19 protein-coding genes and 1 tRNA gene are annotated in these 18,254 nt (G+C 37.4%); 8 read left to right on the top strand and 12 right to left on the bottom strand.

Annotated features, from left to right (window positions below; all coding sequences use genetic code 11):
* Window positions 1–27: 27 nt before the first annotated feature.
* From LGB01_02810 to LGB01_02800, 3 genes are all read left to right on the top strand, one after another.
* Entirely contained in the window at window positions 28–1,158 is a 1,131-nt protein-coding gene (locus LGB01_02810; protein ID MCB4753146.1) for an NAD-binding protein, read from the top strand.
* Between the two features lie 30 nt (window positions 1,159–1,188).
* Window positions 1,189–2,385 carry a bifunctional glutamate N-acetyltransferase/amino-acid acetyltransferase ArgJ gene (gene argJ / locus LGB01_02805; protein ID MCB4753145.1) on the top strand — a complete coding sequence of 399 codons (1,197 nt, stop codon included), beginning with the start codon at window positions 1,189–1,191 and terminating at the stop codon, window positions 2,383–2,385.
* Window positions 2,386–2,493: 108 nt separating this feature from the next.
* Entirely contained in the window at window positions 2,494–2,715 is a 222-nt protein-coding gene (locus LGB01_02800) for a DUF465 domain-containing protein (protein ID MCB4753144.1), read from the top strand.
* Window positions 2,716–2,726: 11 nt separating this feature from the next.
* On the opposite strand, the gene LGB01_02795 is transcribed toward LGB01_02800, so the two are convergent.
* The 4 genes from LGB01_02795 to acpP form a co-directional block, all read right to left on the bottom strand.
* The gene (locus LGB01_02795; GenBank protein ID MCB4753143.1) at window positions 2,727–3,347 is read right to left on the bottom strand and encodes a DedA family protein; all 621 of its coding nucleotides are present in this window, start codon (window positions 3,345–3,347) and stop codon (window positions 2,727–2,729) included.
* Between the two features lie 3 nt (window positions 3,348–3,350).
* A complete protein-coding gene (accA, locus tag LGB01_02790) occupies window positions 3,351–4,286 on the bottom strand; it encodes an acetyl-CoA carboxylase carboxyl transferase subunit alpha (GenBank protein ID MCB4753142.1) in 936 nt (311 codons plus the stop codon).
* Between the two features lie 13 nt (window positions 4,287–4,299).
* A complete protein-coding gene (locus tag LGB01_02785; GenBank protein MCB4753141.1) occupies window positions 4,300–5,517 on the bottom strand; it encodes a beta-ketoacyl-ACP synthase II in 1,218 nt (405 codons plus the stop codon).
* Window positions 5,518–5,618: 101 nt separating this feature from the next.
* The gene (acpP, locus tag LGB01_02780; GenBank protein MCB4753140.1) at window positions 5,619–5,852 is read right to left on the bottom strand and encodes an acyl carrier protein; all 234 of its coding nucleotides are present in this window, start codon (window positions 5,850–5,852) and stop codon (window positions 5,619–5,621) included.
* Window positions 5,853–5,945: 93 nt separating this feature from the next.
* Between acpP and LGB01_02775 the strand changes: the two genes are divergently transcribed.
* Complete coding sequence (locus LGB01_02775; protein ID MCB4753139.1) at window positions 5,946–6,200, top strand: hypothetical protein; 255 nt, start codon at window positions 5,946–5,948, stop codon at window positions 6,198–6,200.
* Here the strand turns inward: LGB01_02775 and LGB01_02770 are convergent.
* From LGB01_02770 to gpmI, 8 genes are all read right to left on the bottom strand, one after another.
* Window positions 6,183–8,231 carry a TonB-dependent receptor gene (locus LGB01_02770; GenBank protein MCB4753138.1) on the bottom strand — a complete coding sequence of 683 codons (2,049 nt, stop codon included), beginning with the start codon at window positions 8,229–8,231 and terminating at the stop codon, window positions 6,183–6,185. The two genes, LGB01_02775 and LGB01_02770, sit on opposite strands and share 18 nt — an antisense overlap.
* A 113-nt stretch (window positions 8,232–8,344) precedes the next feature.
* Complete coding sequence (locus tag LGB01_02765; protein ID MCB4753137.1) at window positions 8,345–9,064, bottom strand: energy transducer TonB; 720 nt, start codon at window positions 9,062–9,064, stop codon at window positions 8,345–8,347.
* A gap of 7 nt (window positions 9,065–9,071) precedes the next feature.
* Window positions 9,072–9,470, bottom strand: coding sequence for a biopolymer transporter ExbD (locus tag LGB01_02760; protein ID MCB4753136.1), 399 nt, complete (start codon window positions 9,468–9,470; stop codon window positions 9,072–9,074).
* Window positions 9,439–9,879, bottom strand: coding sequence for a TonB-system energizer ExbB (gene exbB, locus LGB01_02755; protein MCB4753135.1), 441 nt, complete (start codon window positions 9,877–9,879; stop codon window positions 9,439–9,441). The genes LGB01_02760 and exbB overlap by 32 nt, the downstream gene beginning before the upstream one ends.
* A gap of 63 nt (window positions 9,880–9,942) precedes the next feature.
* Window positions 9,943–10,788: a HAMP domain-containing histidine kinase gene (locus LGB01_02750; protein ID MCB4753134.1), complete on the bottom strand. Its 846-nt coding sequence runs from the start codon at window positions 10,786–10,788 to the stop codon at window positions 9,943–9,945.
* Window positions 10,789–11,445, bottom strand: coding sequence for a response regulator transcription factor (locus LGB01_02745; protein MCB4753133.1), 657 nt, complete (start codon window positions 11,443–11,445; stop codon window positions 10,789–10,791).
* Window positions 11,446–11,635: 190 nt separating this feature from the next.
* Window positions 11,636–12,379 (bottom strand): 3-oxoacyl-ACP reductase FabG, encoded by a 744-nt coding sequence (fabG, locus tag LGB01_02740; protein MCB4753132.1) that lies wholly within the window; start codon window positions 12,377–12,379, stop codon window positions 11,636–11,638.
* Between the two features lie 59 nt (window positions 12,380–12,438).
* Window positions 12,439–13,923 carry a 2,3-bisphosphoglycerate-independent phosphoglycerate mutase gene (gene gpmI / locus LGB01_02735; GenBank protein ID MCB4753131.1) on the bottom strand — a complete coding sequence of 495 codons (1,485 nt, stop codon included), beginning with the start codon at window positions 13,921–13,923 and terminating at the stop codon, window positions 12,439–12,441.
* 81 nt (window positions 13,924–14,004) lie between these two features.
* Here gpmI and mraY point away from each other — a divergent pair, with 81 nt between their 5' ends.
* The 4 genes from mraY (at window position 14,005) to LGB01_02715 (ending at window position 18,227) form a co-directional block, all read left to right on the top strand.
* Entirely contained in the window at window positions 14,005–15,063 is a 1,059-nt protein-coding gene (mraY, locus tag LGB01_02730; GenBank protein ID MCB4753130.1) for a phospho-N-acetylmuramoyl-pentapeptide-transferase, read from the top strand.
* An 86-nt stretch (window positions 15,064–15,149) separates the two neighbouring features.
* Window positions 15,150–16,379, top strand: coding sequence for a UDP-N-acetylmuramoyl-L-alanine--D-glutamate ligase (gene murD / locus LGB01_02725; GenBank protein MCB4753129.1), 1,230 nt, complete (start codon window positions 15,150–15,152; stop codon window positions 16,377–16,379).
* A 79-nt stretch (window positions 16,380–16,458) separates the two neighbouring features.
* A tRNA-Phe gene (locus LGB01_02720) sits at window positions 16,459–16,534 on the top strand.
* 157 nt (window positions 16,535–16,691) lie between these two features.
* On the top strand, window positions 16,692–18,227 hold the full coding sequence (locus LGB01_02715) for an alginate export family protein (GenBank protein ID MCB4753128.1): 1,536 nt from the start codon (window positions 16,692–16,694) through the stop codon (window positions 18,225–18,227).
* The last annotated feature ends 27 nt before the right edge of the window (window positions 18,228–18,254 follow it).

Here is an 18,254-nt window from a genome sequence, read left to right as displayed (position 1 = left end):
AGATAGGAGAGGGTATACTCTCTTATCATGACTTCATTTGAAAAGTTTAAAAAGTTTCTCGGTTGGAGAAGCGCACCCAGACCACACATCACACTTAACGATGAATACTACGGTCATTTAGGTCCTTTTAGACTTCCCCTTATTCTTACCGTATTGATTATGCTAATCGGAACGATTGGCTATATGGTCATTGATAAATTTCCACTAATGGATGCTATCTATCAAACCGGTATCACCTTCACAACAGTAGGCTTTGGAGAGGTGCAGCCTATCTCTAATTTGGGTCGTATATTTACCATCACACTGATTATATTTGGCTTTGTTGTTTTCTCTATTGCGGTAGGAATTATTGCTGAAGTAGTTAAAAAGGGAGAGTTTCAAAAAACTGCTAAGGAGAGAAAAATGCTATACGAGATCGCTAGACTTAAGCACCATTTTGTTGTCTGCTATCATAATGAATTCACCATTCAAGTAACTAGACAACTTCGTGCCAATCATATCCCGTTTGTTATTGTTGATCCAAGGGAAGATCTTGAAGAGATTGCCAAAAAGTATCATTACCCCTACTTTGTAACTGCAGAAGCCCATACCGAAGAGGGTATACTCAAATCCCATCTCTCTTCTGCTAAAGGGATGATTACATTGGCAAATAATGTTGCAGACAATATTGCTACGATTGCTTCTGCACGACTCTATGAGAGAGAGATAGGACGCTCACGGAAATACCTCATTATTGCCAATGCAAAAAGCCATGAAGATGAGACAAAACTTCTTAAACTTGGTGCAGACAAAGTAGTCACTGCAACAAAACTGATGGCACAACGCATTAATGCTATGGCCGCGCGTCCAGATATGGAGAACTTACTACAAGAGTTTCTCTATAAAAAGGATACACCACTCGATATGGAAGAAGCAAAGGTCTCCAAAGCCTCTTGGCTAACACTCAAGCAAATCAAGGTAGCACGCTTTAGAGATATTGCCAATGTAACTATCATCGGTATACGTCAAAAAGATGGAAAGTTTATTCCTATGCCTAGAGGGGATACCATCATTATGCCTGAATCCAAGTTACTCTTAATTGGTACTGGAGAAGGAATAAGAAAAGCAAAAAAGATTATTAGAAAAAAAGAGAAACCAGAAGAACTCAAATATATTTAGTTAAAATTTTATCTCAAAGAGAGGTCATTGATGACAAATCATACGATTGTAACACTAGAAAATGGACTTACTAATGTACAGGGTTTCTACTGTGATGCAGTCAATGTTGGAATGCGTCCCGATGTAGCCCAAGGAGATGTAGCATTTATCCGATCAAAGGTGCCGTGTGATATTGCTGCAGTCTTTACTTCTAACCAGTTTCAGGCAGCGCCTATTAAACACTTTCAGCGTTATAGAAAAAACTTTCAGACTGATTTTATACTTATCAATGCCAAGAATGCCAATGCAATGACAGGAGAAAAAGGTATTGAAGATATTGATACCATTTTATCAGCACTGCAGACAAAAATTTCTGTAACAAACCCTGTTATGAGCTCTACAGGAGTTATTGGCTACCGCCTTCCTGTTGATAAAATTATTACTGCATTTGATACACTTGACTTTCATGCATGTCATTCTGATGATACAGCATGTGCCATCATGACCACTGACAGTTTTAAAAAGGAACTTGCTTATCGTGTGGAGTTGGCAGACGGTACTCACTTCAATATTGCTGCCATCTGTAAAGGTGCAGGAATGATTAATCCAGCAATGGCAACCATGCTCTGTTTTATTGTCACTGATGCCAACATTCCAAAAGTTGATATGGATATATTATTGCATAAAAGTACAGAATACTCTTTCAACCGTATCTCTGTTGATGGAGATACTTCAACCAATGACACTGTAATGCTGCTTGCCAATAAACAAAGCAATGCCTACGATAAGGCTGCCTTTTCCGAAGTACTCCATAGATTAATGCTTGAGCTTGCAATGATGGTTCTTAAAGATGGTGAAGGGGCAAATAAGATAGTTACTTTCAAAGTTAAAGGTGCCAAAAACAATAAAGAGGCACGTATTGGGGCAATGGCACTAAGCAATTCTTTACTGGTAAAGACTGCCCTTTTTGGTGAAGATCCTAATTGGGGACGCATTGCTTCTACTATTGGAGCTAGTGGTATTGCCTGCAATGATACTACCCTCACCATTCATTACGATGACCTTCTTGTCTACTCAGATACATGCCGTGAACTTGATACAGTACGTGAAAAGCAAGCATACAATATTATGAAACAGACACATTTTACTATCACTTGCAATCTTGGTCTTGGAGATGGAAGCTATACGGCATATGGGTGTGATTTGAGCTATGAATACGTTAAAATTAATGCAGAGTATCGAACTTAATCCTTTTTATATCTCTTGAAAAACAGTACAAAAAAATAAGTGATATAAACACAATACATCTCTAATTACAAAAGAGCTATAATATGGAAAATATATACAGGAGTGCCTATGCTACACGAATATAGAGATGAAATTCATGACCTTAAGCAAAAGGATGCACATTTTTCAAAGATGTTTGAAAAACACAATACGCTTGATGATAAAATTTCTAAAGCAGAAAATGGTGATATTCCTATGACAGATATGGAGATTGAAACCCTTAAAAAAGAGAAGCTTCTACTCAAAGATAAAGTCTATAAAATGATTCTAGAGTATAGAAAAAATAAATAGAACCAAGCTTACTATAGTGGGTTATTTTCCCCACTTCTTTTCCTCTTTTGATAAACAGTATATAGCACTGTAATAAATACCACAAAAATTAATATAATCCAAATTATAGTATGAAGATACCTAGTAATCATCTCTTCATTGGAGCCAAGAGAATAACCTAATACTACAAGAATAATAACCCAAATAGCAGCACCTAGTGCCGAATAGAGTAAAAAATAAGTAAGATTCATCCTTGCCAATCCAGCAGGAAGAGAGATAAGCTGACGAATACCAGGAATAAGTCTGCCATTAAAAGTTGAAAACTCTCCATGCTTCTGAAAAAATATTTCAAGCTTTTCAAGTATTTCTGGTTTAACAAAAAAATATTTACCATACTTAAGTAGAAACCCTCTCCCAAAACGCATAGCAAAATAGTAATTAAAAAGTGCACCTGAAACTGAACCTAAAATTCCCACAAATACCACAAGGTAAAAGTTCATTTCACCCTTGTAGACAAGATAGCCTGAAGGTATCATTACCACTTCACTAGGAAAAGGGAAAAAAGTACTCTCAAGAAACATTAAAAAAAAGATACCCCAGTAACCCATACTGCCAATTGTATTGATAAGAAAGGTTACAATTTCTAGTAGCATAGACTATTCGCTAAAAGCACCGACGGTGGTCAAGTGCTTATAGCGCTGATCAAGGAGATCATCAATAGAAAGTTCTCTAAGTTGCTTAACTTGCTCAAGGAAGTAGGTTTTTAGAACTTCTGCAGCTGTAGTTTTATCACGGTGTGCACCGATAAGTGGCTCATCGAGTATATCATCGATAAGACCATGCTCCTTAAGATCACTTGGTGTAATCTTAAGTGCCTTGGTTGCAGTTTCTACTTTACTCGCATCATTCCAAAGAATGGCAGAACACCCTTCAGGAGAGATAACAGCAAAAACAGAATAACGCATCATTGCCAGTTTATCACCTACACCAATAGCAAGGGCACCACCAGAACCACCTTCACCAATGACTACAGAAACCATTGGTACTTTCATTGCAGCAAACTCAAAAAGATTACGGGCAATTGCTTCACTCTGTCCACGCTCTTCTGCCCCAAGTCCAGGATAAGCACCAGGAGTGTCAATGAGCATCAATACAGGAATATTAAACCTCTCTGCCAATCTTACAGCACGTAGTGCCTTTCTATACCCTTCAGGATTAGGCATACCAAAGTTGCGCTTAATTTTATTCTTAACACCACGCCCTTTTTGTTCACCAATAACCATTGTTTTCTGTCCATTTATCCAACCAATATAGCAAAGTATTGCTGGATCATCACGGAATGCACGGTCACCATGAATCTCATAGGCATTATCAAGAATCATTCTGATGTAATCAAGCGCATAGGGTCTATCAGGGTGTCTTGCCAATTGTAGTTTTTGGTAGTCGCTTAGTGATCCAAAGGTCTTCTCAATCTCTTTTTGTAAATCTTTTTGAAGCTTTTCTACCTGTTCCATATTGGCAACAGCATGGGCAGATATAATCTCTTCCTGTATTGTCTCTATCTTGCTCTCAAAATCTAGATAGGTTGCCATAAGGGATCCTTGCTCATACTTTTTTGAAAATCACGACACCATTGGTACCGCCAAATCCAAAAGAGTTACTCATAACAACATTAACATCAGCTTTGCGTGCTTGATTTGGTATGTAGTCAAGATCACAACTCTCATCTGGTGTAGTATAATTGATAGTCGGTGGTAGCACACTATCTCTAATTGCCATGAGAGAAACAACTGCTTCAGTAGTACCGGCCGCACCAAGACAATGCCCTATCTGGCCTTTAATTGAACTAACAGGAGGACAGTTTTCTTTGCTGCCAAAAAGCTCTTTGAGTGCCGCTGATTCATTCTTATCATTAATTGCTGTAGAAGTACCATGCGCATTAACATAATCAACTTTTGGGTTTCCGGCCATCTTGTATGCCATCTTCATTGCACGAAGTGGTCCATCCATTGTTGGTGTTGTAATATGGTTGGCATCACCACTCTCCCCAAAACCAATAATCTCACCGTAAATATATGCACCACGAGCTACAGCATCCTCATAAGTCTCTAGTACAAGTGCTGCTGCCCCTTCGCCCATAACAAATCCATCACGATCCTTATCAAATGGTCTAGAAGCAGACTGAGGACTATCGTTTTGTGTAGAGAGTGCTTTCATTGCAGCAAATCCACCAATACCCGCAGAACAAATTGTTGCTTCAGCACCGACAACAAGCATCTTGTCCGCTGTTCCAACCATAATAGACTTTGCTGCTTCTCCAATAGCATGTGTTCCTGCGGCACATGCAGTTACAGAAGAGAGGTTTGGTCCTTTGAGATTTTCATAGATAGATATAAATCCACCAAGCATATTGACCAATGAAGAAGGAATAAAGAATGGGGAGATTCTTCTTGGTCCTCTAGTCTCTGCAATGACAGAGTTCTTTTCAATATTAATCAATCCCCCAATCCCAGAAGCCGAAGCAACACCAAAACGTTCACGATCTACATTATCGGGTAATTTTGCATCTATTATTGCTTCTTTAGCAGCAACTAGACCAAGTTGAATAAACCTATCAGCCTTCTTAATCTCCTTAGCATCCATCACAGTTGCTGGATCAAAGTTAGTAATTTCACCTGCAATTTTCACAGTATGTTTTTCTGTATCAAATGATTCAATCAACTTAATCCCACATTTTCCCTCCACAATAGCAGAAAATGCACTCTCTTTCTCCAACCCCAAAGAGTTGATCATTCCCAAGCCTGTTACCACTACTCTTTTCACTACTACTCCTATCTATTTGTTCAATAAGATATAGATAAATATTTATCAAATACTCATCTATCTCTTAGTGTCCTTTCACCTTCCAAGGGAAGGGAAAAAACTTATGCCTTAGTATTCTCAATAAATTTAATAGCATCTGAAACTGTTGCAATTGCCTCTGCTTGATCATCAGGAATCTCAATATCAAACTTCTCTTCAAGTGCCATTACCAATTCAACGACATCAAGACTGTCAGCCCCAAGATCCTCTACAAATTTAGACTCTTCTTTTACCTCATCTGGGCTCACATTTAGTTGTTCAACAACTACTTCTTTCACATCATCAAATAATGCCATTGATTACTCCTTAAATATGTTAAAATACAACGATAAGTATAGCAAAATCCGTATTAAAATAATACAATACAAAAAAAATAAAGGCTAGCGACTATGAAAAAACTACTTATTACCTTAACTATTTTACTTACCATAGGTATAACACTCAAACTCACTGTCCTCAAAGGCATTAATATGGAAGTAGAGACATTTGAAAAAACCTCTACCCTAAACAATGGTAAATTAGACAAAATTATCATTGCAGGACCGATGGCAAATGTTTCACATCCTGTATTTAGGATGATGGAGTCTGGTGCTTTAGCTTCCATAGCAAATAAAGTTGTCTTTAAACTATGGAAAAAGACCTAAAATGGGAATTTTTAAATTGGTGTAGATATAACGTCCTGGCTCATTCATTAACATAATCGTATTATTTGGTGCAACCGTTGGAAGTAATATCATATCTTTATAGGTATTGGATACAGCATAGGTTGTGTCCAATATATTATCTATACCAATTGTCAATTCAAAGTTTGTAAGTATTTTAATAGCTTTAATGTTGATAATACTATAGCTTAGCAACTTCTGCTCCCCATTCTCTTCATCATACTTATTCCATGGTGCAGACACAATAAGCTCTGTTTCAAAACTAAAGGTATCATCCCAATCATAATGGGTTGTTGCATTAAATTTTAGTGGTGAAATCTCTGGCATATTGGTACCACTTTGTCCAAAAAGAGGATTCTTTTTCTTTCCTCTTTGATATGCTAATCCATAGTCAACGTAGAGGGTCTCAGAAGCTACATGGGTACCACTTAATTCAAAACCATAAATAACCGCATCAGTATTTTCATAAGCATGATAAGGTAAGTTCATTCCATTGAGACTATTATCATTATAGGCAATAAAATTATTAAGCTTAGAGTAGAAAGCCTTGAGTTTCATAATACTGCTATCCCACTGCTTTTCAACTGCCAAGTCAAACTCATAATTGACTACATTATTAAGGGTTGGCGTACCAATCTCATTTCCTTTACTTCCATACCAGTAGAGCTCTTTGGCATCAGGAACTCTGGAAGATTTACCAAGCCCAGCAAATACTTTAAGTGTATCATCAATATGATAGGTACCATTAATATATCCATTTACCTCATTATAGTTATTATGTTGTTGATATAGATTTTCTGACGTAACTAATGTATCATCATATCTCAAGCCAAAATCTAAAATAAGTTTATTAAGGTTTATCGTATCTGAAACAAATAGACCAATATTCTTGGTATTAGTATCCCAAATACTGTGGAATTTTCCAGAAGGAAACGGGTTACCATTCTTATAGTATCCTCCATCCCAATTACGCAATGTATGGTTAGCACCTACAGTAATTGTATGTTTACCAACTTCAAGTGTATGTTTTAACTTTATACCATCTACTTGGGTATTTAACTTATGGGTTATCTCTCCCTTTATGATTGCCATTTTACGATACTTGGTTGACATGGGATGCTCAACACTAGAACGATAAAGCTGAAAATAGAGCTCTTTGGAGTATGGACCAAGACCTTTGGCCTTGTACTCAATATTGTAAATATCAGAATTATCGTAAAGGGCATCCATTTTTGATGAGGGGTAAAGTACATCATCACTTCTATTCTGAGTATGGGAAAGTCTTAACTCCTGATTATTTGCAATATCCCAAAAAAGTTTTGTCATCAGAGTCTTTTTATTGTAAGTACTGAGGTTTTTGTATTTATTCTGATACTGCACTGATGATATGACCCTTCTGGCATCAATCTCTCTTTGTATCTGTTCAGCAAAATCATTGCCATTGCCATCCTTATACTGTTTGCTTGCTTCTACAGAGCCACTAATAAGAAAACGTACCCTATCGGTTCCCCCTGTTAGCAAGGCTGCTTCCTTCTGGTACCCCCAACCTCCAAGACCAATATTGGTATCACCATGAAACTCTTTTTTAGGCTTAAGGGTATGAATCTTCACATCTGCAGAGAGTACTCCAGAATCCTCTACATTGTAGGGTCCTTCATTAATCTTAATATAATCAATATTATTTGTAAGCACATGTGATATTGGTGGATCCATACGGTTAGGACAAGCACCATATAATTTGACACCATCTATGGTAATATTAATATTATCCTTCTTTTGCCCTCTAACAATAATATCATTGGCAATACCTGAACGTCTGACAATGGAAATACTTGGTGACTGCTTAAAGAGTGCTTCTGCAAGGTCAGCAGATTTAACATCTTCTCCATGGATATTTTCAACCACTTCTGTATCAATGCTTGCATTTACATCAATTGTTTGCATTTGTACTTCATTGGCAAATAGCGATGTAACACAAATCAATAAAAATGCTATAGTATATTTTTTGACCACAATGATCCCCCCCTAAAAATGTATATACATAGACAGGAGAAGTATGACAATCTTATGTTAATTTTGTGTTAATTTTTGATTATCTTTATAAAAATTAAATAGTTTATATTTAACTAATGGAGTCTATAGCGTAATAATAGATTAACAGTAGTTGGTAATTCAAGTGGTGCTTTCTTAGCATCAACAGGAAAAGCACCTTTAACTGCTTTACGTACTGATGCATAGAAGACTTTTGAGCCAGAGAGCATAATGTGTCCCACTTGACCATTAGGTAAGATAGTAAAACGTACTTTAACCATTCCTTGTATTCCGCGCCGATATGCAATACGTGGGTAGGACTTTGCATGTTCTATCTTTGCTCGAATGTGTGCAAGGAAATCATTACGACTTCTACTGCTATAGTGGGGTGATCCTCCACCACTAAGCTGTCTTTTTCTAGAGGGCTTACTTTTTTTAATAGTCTTTTTGTGAGACCTAGGTATCTTTTTCTTAATAAAAGCTTTATCCCTAAGATCCTTCTTTGTCACAAGTAACTCTTTTTTTTCTATTTTTTCTGGTTTGGGTTGGAGTTTTTCCTCAACCAACTGCTCTTTTTTTTCTGGTTTGGGTTGGGGTTTTTCCTCAACCAACTGCTCTTTCTGAATTGGAGCGATATTGGTAGATGGTAATGTTGTTTTAGAAACAAATTGAGAAAAGGAGAGGCTAATAGTATCTTTTGTAGAAGAGGGAAAAAGTATAAGATGTTTTTTATCTATATCAAACAGGAGTAAAAAAAATCCAACATAGATAAGTGCTGTCACCAAAAAGGAGATTTTATAGCGATGTTTTTTCACCTGTACCTTACTGCTTTGTTACGATGGCAATATTCTCAAACCCTTTTGCTTTCATTACATCAACCACCTTGACAAAGTAATCAAATGGTGTCAACTTATCTGTATACAAAGAGACAATATCTTTCTTGGGGTTTAGTGCCTTTAGCTTTACCTTTAGTGCATCAAAGGAGAGGTATTTCTTATTATAAAAATATTTCCCTTCTTTGTCAATGGAGACAACAATACTCTGTTTCTTCTCACTCTTCTTGCTGCTGGCGCTAGGAAGGTCTATTTTGATGGACTTATTCTGTACAAAAGTTGCCGTAGCAAGTACAATGACTAGCAGTACCAGCACAATATCAATAAATGGTACAACATTCATCTTATCAAAACGTTCACGTCTCATGGTTGAGCTTGCCCTCATCATGTAGTATTTCCCACTGAGAAAGGAGTCTGTCAACCTTTGATAATAGTGCATTATAGATTACCGTAGCAGGGATTGCTACCACTAATCCTGCTGCGGTTGCTTTGAGTGCAAGTGCGAGATGTTGCATAATTTCACCAGGGTTGATATCTGCCTGATTTTCACCAATAATATAAAAAGTTAAAATAATTGCAATCACTGTCCCAAGCAATCCAATATACGGTGCATTAACACCAATGGAGGCAATAAGAGAAAGATGCTTTCCCAAGTCAAGCTCTAATTGCTTTTCATGGGTATATTCTTCAAGTTTTATACTCCCAAAATAGAGTATCCGCTCAATGGCAAAAGCAAAAGTAAGAAAACTCAAAAAGAGTAAGAATCCAATAATTCCATAGTCAACAATATCTTTAATTTGTTCTACTGGCATTGAACCTCTTTGTATGAAATGTTAAGGTAGATTATATTGAAACTTTTGTTACAACAAGGTATGGATGATTTTCGTAAGATCTAGTATCACTTCTGTGCCTTTATCTTTTTGTGAATTAATTGTTATGGTTATCTTCTCGCCATCACAAAAAGCCTTAACAAGTGCCAATCCGATACCCTCCCCTTTCTGCCTGATGTCTCCTTGGTAATAGTGCTCAAAAACTTTGACAATTTGTGTCTCATCCATTCCAATCCCTCTATCAATAATCTTTAGTGTATCATTGGTAAGTCTAATTTCTATAGGCATTTCTTTGGAAGAGTATTTCATTGCATTGACAAGAAGATTATCAAACATCTGTTCAAATCCAATTTTATCTGTCAGTACATAAAAACTTTCTAGTGTCAATATAATTGGATTACGTTGCTGTTCTTTAAATATCTCTGTTCGCTCTTCTATCAAATATTTTAGATCAAATACCTCTTTTTTAATCTCATGTACCTCTTTTTTAATGACATAGACAAGTTCTTCATAAAGACGCCTCAATCGAGATGTGGCATCTTCAATACGCTTAAGGCGCTTTTGCAACTTTTCATCTTCTAGTTTTCGTGCTACCATACTGCTATTGGCCTGTATGGTAGCAAGGGGGATATTGAGTTCATGGATAATATTTTTAGTAAGATCAAGTAGGTATTCCTGTGTCTTTTTTCGAGGAAGTATGAGGTGTGAAGCAATAATGTATCCCCAACCAACTGCCAATAACAACGTAAACATACCTCCAAAAAGAAAGGTAGTTTCATTAAAACCCTCATTTTTAAGAAACCAGTAGAGAAAACTTAGTAGGAGCAGTATACTAGAAAGGTAGCTAAGGGTTGCTAACCAGGTCTCTTTACGCATTTACAACCCACACTCCCACCTATAACCAATACCCCAAATATTGATAATTTCATTAGGAAAATACTTTTTCAGTTGGGTAATGTAAACTCTCATTGAGCCATCACTAGCACTCTGTCCTGCTGCCCATAGGCGGTCCTTTATCATCTCAAAAGTAACCACCTCTCCTTTAAACTCAATTAGCAATACCAGCAGATTGACTGCCTTTTGTGTAATCTCAAGCTCTTTGCCATCTTTATAGAGTACTTTGGAGACCATATCAACCATATAGTCTCCAAAAGTTAGCCTTTCCTTACGCACCTGCCGTCGCAATATTGCCTGTATGCGTAACAGCAGTTCGTCCATATCGATTGGCTTACGCATATAGTCATCCGCACCAACAGAAAACCCTTGTATCATGGAAGGCTTGTCCTCTCTTGATGTTAAGAAAAGTGTTGGTGTCGCATCTCCACTCTCCCTGAGTTTTCGAAGTAGGTCAAAACCACTTTCATAGGGAAGATTGACATCAAACAGATAAAGATCATATTTTCTCTCATAGATCAAGTCAATTGCACTATAAGGATCCATTACCACATCAACATCAAATCCCTCCTCTTCAAGAAAATCTTCGAGAGTCTCATTGAAAAGTTTGTCATCTTCTAGGAGTAATATTTTCATCATTTAATTACTTTTTTATTTTATATATACTCACATCAATTATATTAACATACCATAAACCAACTCATCTGGTTTTATATTTCATAGAAGGTAGCAGCATAAGCTATTTTTGATCCACCAAGGAAGAAAAACCCCTTTAAAGAAAAAAATTAGAGGTACCGCTTAGTACAAAATGACCAAACCATAAGCAGTTTTACATATACATTCCACCATTTACCTTCAAGGTTTCACCCGTAATAAATGATGCATGATCAGAGAGCAGAAAAGCCACTGCTTCGGCCACCTCACTTGGTTCACCAAAACGCCCCATGGGAATCTTTGCAGTGAATGACTCCTTAACTTCATCTTTGAGTATATCAGTCATCTCTGTGGCAATAAAGCCTGGCGTAACAGTATTGTAACGAATACCTGAAGTTGCTGCCTCAATGGCAAAACTTTTGGTCATAGCAATAGTTCCACCTTTAGATGCTGAGTAGTTTGTTTGTCCACCATTGCCTGCCTCACCAACAATAGAAGCAATATTTACAACTGATCCAAAACGCTTTTTACGCATTACCTTCAATGCTTCACGACATCCAATAAACGTTGAAGTAAGATTGGCATTAATGACATCCATAAACTGCTCAGTCTTCATGCGCATTGCCAATCCATCTTTGGTAATACCAGCATTATTAACCAGATACCCTAGCTCACCATCTGCCTCAATAATACTCTTAATAGCAGCAACGAATGCTACCTCATCACTCACATCAAACCCAATTGTCTCTGCTTTTCCACCTGTTGCTTCTATCTCTGCTTTGACTACACTTGCCTCTGCTTCACCACTACGGTAATTTACCCATACTTTTAGTCCCATCTGAGCCAATGTTTTTGCAATCTGCGAACCAATCCCTCGACTTGCTCCTGTAACCAATACATTATTGCCTGTAAATTTCATCTGTTTCCTTTTTAAGAATTTTAAATAAATATTATCATTGTATCAAATTTTAACATGACTTAATCAATAAGTGTGTCATCCATCTCTTCGGGTATCTCTAGTCCCATCAGCTTTAGCACCGTTGGTGCAATATGATTGAGCCCACCACCCTCTCTAACCTGTTTAACACCATTGGCCAAAATATAACACCAGACATCTCCCACCGTATGATTGGTAAGTACATGTCCCTCACCATCACACATCTCTTCACAGTTACCATGGTCAGAAGTGAGCACAATGGCATACCCATCTTCTTTGGCTTTGGTGATAATCTTTCCAAGTTCCACGTCAACTGCTTGTACTGCTTTTTTTGCTGCTTCATAATTTCCTGTATGGCCTACCATATCACCATTAGCAAAGTTAACCACAATAAAATCATATGCTTCATCCATTGCTTTACGTACCACCTCGCCTACTTCAGGTGCACTCATATCGGGCTTCATATCATAGGTCTTGACATCAGGACTAGGAATGAGTACACGACTCTCACCCATCATTGGATCCTCAATGCCACCATTTAAAAAGAAGGTTACATGAGCATATTTCTCTGTTTCTGCTGTATGCATTTGACGTAAACCCGCATGACTAATTACCTCTGCAAGTGTATTTTTGGGGGCTTTTTTAGGAAAAAGAATTGGGTAAGAAAAAGAGGCATCATATTGTGTCATTGTAGCAATATACAACGAAACAAACTTGCGTTCAAATATATCAAAACTAGGATCACCTAGTACTGTGGTAATTTCTCTCATCCTATCAGCACGGAAATTAGTCATAATGACCAAATCACCCTCTTCTATGCCATTATATTCTGCGAAAGAAACTGGCTCAATAAACTCGTCTGTCTCTCCTTTAGTATAGCTTGCATCAATATACTCTTTTGGTAAAAGATTGGTTTTGGGGACTGCTTCTGCAATGGCACGATATCCTTTCTCAATACGTTCCCATCGGTTATCCCTATCCATTGTATAGAAACGACCACCTAGTGTTGCAATAACAATACCTTCACCACAAACTGCCTCAATCTGCTCAATATAGCTTTTAGCAGAGGTTGGACTTACATCACGCCCATCAGTAATGAGATGCAAAAAAACCCTCTTGCCTCTATGTTTTACTAATGTAGCTAAGCCAACAGTATGCTCAATATGTGAATGTACTCCACCATCACTAAGTAACCCTACAAGATGAATACGATCACTGGTTTCCAATGCCACATTAAGTGATTCATTGTTTTCAATGCTACCATCCTCTAGTGCTAAAGATATCTTGACAAGGTCCTGATAAAGTATACGCCCTGCACCAATTGTCATATGTCCCACTTCAGAATTCCCCATCTGCCCTTCAGGAAGACCAACACTCAACCCGTGGGTAGAGATGAGTGCCTTAGGTGCATTTTCTAGTGCATCATAAGTTGGTTTTATCGCATCTGTAAACGCATTACAGGCACTATTTGGCTTGTGACCTATACCATCAGTGATGATAAGAATTGTTTTTTGTACATCTATCATAGTATGCTCTTCAACTTTTTTAGTAAAATCATAGTAGAATAACCTTTTTAAAATCTAAATAGACTAGAAAGCAATCATCTTATGTTGTATACCATCTCACAGCTCTTTGATATTAATCTTTTCGGCTACATCTCTGTACGTGCTGGGTTTGCTTTTATGCTGGCATTTCTTTTTACACTACTTATTATGCCAAAATATATCTATTGGGCAAAAACACGTAATGCTAACCAGCCTATCAGTAAATTTGTCACCGCACATGAAAATAAAGGCAAAACTCCAACTATGGGTGGTGCTATTTTTATATTTGGTGCGCTCATAGCGGCAATACTGACTGTTGACCTTTCCAATCTTTATATTTGGGGTGGCATCATCACACTGGTTGGATTTGGTGCAGTTGGCATGAAAGATGATATTAGGAAGGTTCTCTCAGGCGATAATCTTGAAGGGCTCAGTGCTGGAGGAAAAATGGTACTCCTTTCAATCATTGCGATAATTGCCACAGGACTTCTGCTTGTCTCTGGGTTTCCAACTGATTTTTATGTTCCATTTCTCAAAACACCACTCTTTGACATGGGCTGGTTTTCTCTCTTTTTTTGGATACTTATCTTTCTTGCCACCACCAATGCAGTCAATCTCACAGATGGTTTAGATGGTTTGGCAACCGTTCCATCTGTCATTGCACTCTTTACACTTGGTGTCATTGTCTACGTTACTGGTCATGCCATTTTTTCCAACTATTTACTTATTCCCAATATCAAAGGAGTTGGAGAAACAATCATCCTTGCTTCGGCACTTGCTGGTGGTCTCATGGGGTTTCTGTGGTATAATTCTTACCCTGCTGAGGTTTTCATGGGCGATACTGGCTCGCTTGCCATTGGTGGCTTCATCGCTTATCTTGCTATTCTTGGTAAAAGTGAATTATTGCTTATACTTATTGGGTTTATTTTTGTTATTGAAACTATTTCAGTTATCTTACAAGTGGGAAGTTTCAAACTACGACAAAAACGTATCTTCCGTATGGCACCCATCCATCACCATTTTGAACTCAAAGGATGGCCAGAGAATAAAATTATTATCCGCTTTTGGATGATTGCATTTATCACTAATATTTTGGCACTCATCTCATTTAAATTCCGATAACAATGGATAAATTAAGTAATTAAAAGGGTAGAATACATGTATTGTGACTCTTGTTTTGGTTACTTATCTAGAAAATGGGGTTTGTTATGAAACCAATACTTTTTGGCTATGGTCTAACCACTAAAGCCATTGCAAAAAATCTTGGTGGTGGTTGCACCTTCTATGATGATAACTGCAAGGAGGTGTATACAGATGAAATGGGTAATATTATTAGACCTTCCATAACATTCAGTCCTGATGACAGCAAGTTTCAGGTTACCACCCCAAGCCTTCCACCCAAACACCCCCTTATTCAGAAAGCCAAATATCTCATGAGTGAGTATGACTATTTTCTTGGTAAGCATGAAAACATATCCTCTACTTGTCATCCTTTTACAATCTGGATTTCTGGCACCAATGGTAAAACCACTACAACCCAAATGCTTACACATCTTCTGTCTAAACGGGGTGCAATTAGTGGTGGAAATATTGGCATCCCGCTTGCTAACCTAAATAAAGATGCACCTATTTGGATACTAGAAACAAGCTCTTTTACACTACATCATACCAAAACTGCTTCACCAAATATCTACCTATTACTGCCCATCACTCCAGACCATCTCGACTGGCACGGTACCCCTAAGGCATATGAGGCAGATAAATTACGACCACTCCTAACAATGGGTGAGGGTGAGCTTGCCCTTGTCCCCAAAGGGCTCAATCTTCCTCAAACAGATGCATTTGTTGTTGAATATGACAGTAACGAATTCCTTTGTAACTATTTTGATCTTAATGCTTTCAAGCTTCACTATAGAGGTGCCTTCCTTCAAGATGCATTGCTCTCATTGGCAATTACAAAAGTTCTTTTTGATGAAGTCAACTATGATCTACTAAACACCTTCACCCGTGATGCCCATCGTCAAGAGGAGTTTACTGATAAAAAAGGTCGTCTTTGGGTCAATGACTCCAAGGCCACTAATCTTGATGCAACCATTCAGGCAGTCAAGGGTTATGGCGATAAATATATCCATCTTATCCTTGGTGGAGATGATAAAGGTATTAATCTTACTCCACTCTTTGAACTACTGCATACCATGAATGTCACTGTATATAGCATTGGTGCTAACAGTAAAAAAATTAAAGTACTAGCAGAAAAATTCTGCGTTACCCTTCAAGAGGCGGGTGTACTTAAAAATGCTATAGCTCAGGTAGACAAATTACATACCAAAGAGAGTGTTGCACTCCTCTCCCCTGCTGCAGCAAGCTTTGATCAGTTCGACTCCTATAAGCAAAGAGGCACAATATTCATGTCATTGGTTCAAGCACTGTCAAAATAGTCCCTTCAAAAAGAGATATAAATTATTTTTAAGATTACGTAGCTATAATTTCATCCACTTTACGATATTTATAGTTAATGGCTCCGTAGCTCAGTCGGTAGAGCAATGGATTGAAAATCCATGTGTCGGCGGTTCGATTCCGTCCGGCGCCACCACCTTTTACTCCAATATTACTTTTTCTACTAAAATAAAATCTAGACTTTAATCTATACAAAACAAAAAATAGATAGCTTATTAATGTTTCATCTTCTATTGACATTATCAAATATTTTCTGTTATGATGTATTTATTATTTTCATAAGGAGGAATTAAATGAAAAAAATACTTTTACTTTTGGTAGCAATGTTAGTTGCACTGATAGCAGGTGGAGATATTGACCCAGTGATTACAGTAATTCATGAAGGAGCGGTCAAAGAACCAGCAAATAACCTAGTAGTTCACAAGAAAATGGTTAAGAGATCAACAGGTAATCCAGTCTCTCACGAGAGAATGGTCAAGAGATCAACAGACAATCCAATGTCTCACGAGAGAATGGTCAAGAGATCAACAGACAATCCAATGTCTCACGAGAGAATGGTCAAGAGATCAACAGACAATCCAATGTCTCACGAGAGAATGGTTCCAGTCATTAGCCAAAAAACAATTAAAAAAGTAACAGAAAATGGTGATGTTATGTTTGTGCTCACTACAAAAGGTGAGATTCGTCCAAGATATGAATCTGTTGATGTGCCCAATAATGGAAAAGAGAAGGCTGGTGCATCTACTAATAGATTACAACTTGGTGTCCAGATTGATTTACCTCAAATAAAAGGTCTATCAACCTATTTCGAAGGAACCAATGTTTCTGGTTTAGGAAACTATTGGGATCTCTCCACTAGTACAAGGGATGAAATGCAGTTCTATCAAGTGGTAGCTGACCCTGCTCAAACTCGTATAACACAGGCATATATTGACTACGCATTTGGTAAAACATTAATTAGAGCAGGTCGTCAAGGTGTCAATATTGACAACCAAAGATTTGTTGGTACAGTTAACTGGAGACAGATGCCACAAACCTATGATGCAGTAGCAGTCATTGATAACTCTATTAAAAATCTTAATCTTTTGGCTGCATATGTAGGGAAGGTTAATACTATTTTTGACAAAGAGAGTGTCAAACCAGTAAAATCAGGTTTTAGTACCGCATCTGTTATACTTCATGCAGCATACCGCCTTACTCCAACATTGACACTAACAGCTTATGATTATCTCATTAAAGATATTACAGATACTTACGGTATTGCCGTAACAGGGAATATCAATGAAGGTCCTATAAAACTAAACTACCGCTTAGAATATGCACATCAGACTAATCCAACCCTTACCACCCCTGATAAGATTACTACTGATGTAATAAATACAAATTATCACAATATTCAAGCTAATCTTAATATAAATCATGGTTTTCTTATTGGTGTACAGCATGAAGTACTTGAAGAAGATAAAGAAGGAATGTCTGCTCCTTTTAAAACACCATTGGCAACACTGCATGCACATAATGGATGGGCTGATATATTTTTGGCTACACCAGATGATGGTCTTGTAGATATGAATGGAATGATTGGATACAAATCTAACGAGTTTGGTCTTGCAAAAGTTATTTACCACACCTTCTCCTCCAATATGGCAGGTGAAAATTATGGTACGGAAATAGATATGATTTATAAAAACAAAATTCCTGTCATCAAAGGTCTTTCTGGTATGGTAAAGGCTTCTTTATTTACTAAAAATGATGAATTTTTTGACCCTAAAATTACCAAAACAACTAAAATATGGGCAATGCTTGACTACAAATTTGATACAAAGTAAATCTTAACCTCAACACCACTTTTTCCT

Source organism: Sulfurovum sp. (genome assembly GCA_020525365.1).
Taxonomy (GTDB): domain Bacteria; phylum Campylobacterota; class Campylobacteria; order Campylobacterales; family Sulfurovaceae; genus Sulfurovum.
This window is presented reverse-complemented; position numbering and strand designations above follow the sequence as displayed.

Coding starts and splice junctions, on each gene's coding strand:
- LGB01_02810 (MCB4753146.1), top strand. CDS start 28: ATGACTTCATTTGAAAAGTTTAAAAAGTTTCTCGGTTGGAGAAGCGCA.
- argJ (MCB4753145.1), top strand. CDS start 1,189: ATGACAAATCATACGATTGTAACACTAGAAAATGGACTTACTAATGTA.
- LGB01_02800 (MCB4753144.1), top strand. CDS start 2,494: ATGCTACACGAATATAGAGATGAAATTCATGACCTTAAGCAAAAGGAT.
- LGB01_02795 (MCB4753143.1), bottom strand. CDS start 3,347: ATGCTACTAGAAATTGTAACCTTTCTTATCAATACAATTGGCAGTATG.
- accA (MCB4753142.1), bottom strand. CDS start 4,286: ATGGCAACCTATCTAGATTTTGAGAGCAAGATAGAGACAATACAGGAA.
- acpP (MCB4753140.1), bottom strand. CDS start 5,852: ATGGCATTATTTGATGATGTGAAAGAAGTAGTTGTTGAACAACTAAAT.
- LGB01_02775 (MCB4753139.1), top strand. CDS start 5,946: ATGAAAAAACTACTTATTACCTTAACTATTTTACTTACCATAGGTATA.
- LGB01_02760 (MCB4753136.1), bottom strand. CDS start 9,470: ATGATGAGGGCAAGCTCAACCATGAGACGTGAACGTTTTGATAAGATG.
- LGB01_02750 (MCB4753134.1), bottom strand. CDS start 10,788: ATGCGTAAAGAGACCTGGTTAGCAACCCTTAGCTACCTTTCTAGTATA.
- LGB01_02745 (MCB4753133.1), bottom strand. CDS start 11,445: ATGATGAAAATATTACTCCTAGAAGATGACAAACTTTTCAATGAGACT.
- fabG (MCB4753132.1), bottom strand. CDS start 12,379: ATGAAATTTACAGGCAATAATGTATTGGTTACAGGAGCAAGTCGAGGG.
- gpmI (MCB4753131.1), bottom strand. CDS start 13,923: ATGATAGATGTACAAAAAACAATTCTTATCATCACTGATGGTATAGGT.
- mraY (MCB4753130.1), top strand. CDS start 14,005: ATGTTGTATACCATCTCACAGCTCTTTGATATTAATCTTTTCGGCTAC.
- murD (MCB4753129.1), top strand. CDS start 15,150: ATGAAACCAATACTTTTTGGCTATGGTCTAACCACTAAAGCCATTGCA.
- LGB01_02715 (MCB4753128.1), top strand. CDS start 16,692: ATGAAAAAAATACTTTTACTTTTGGTAGCAATGTTAGTTGCACTGATA.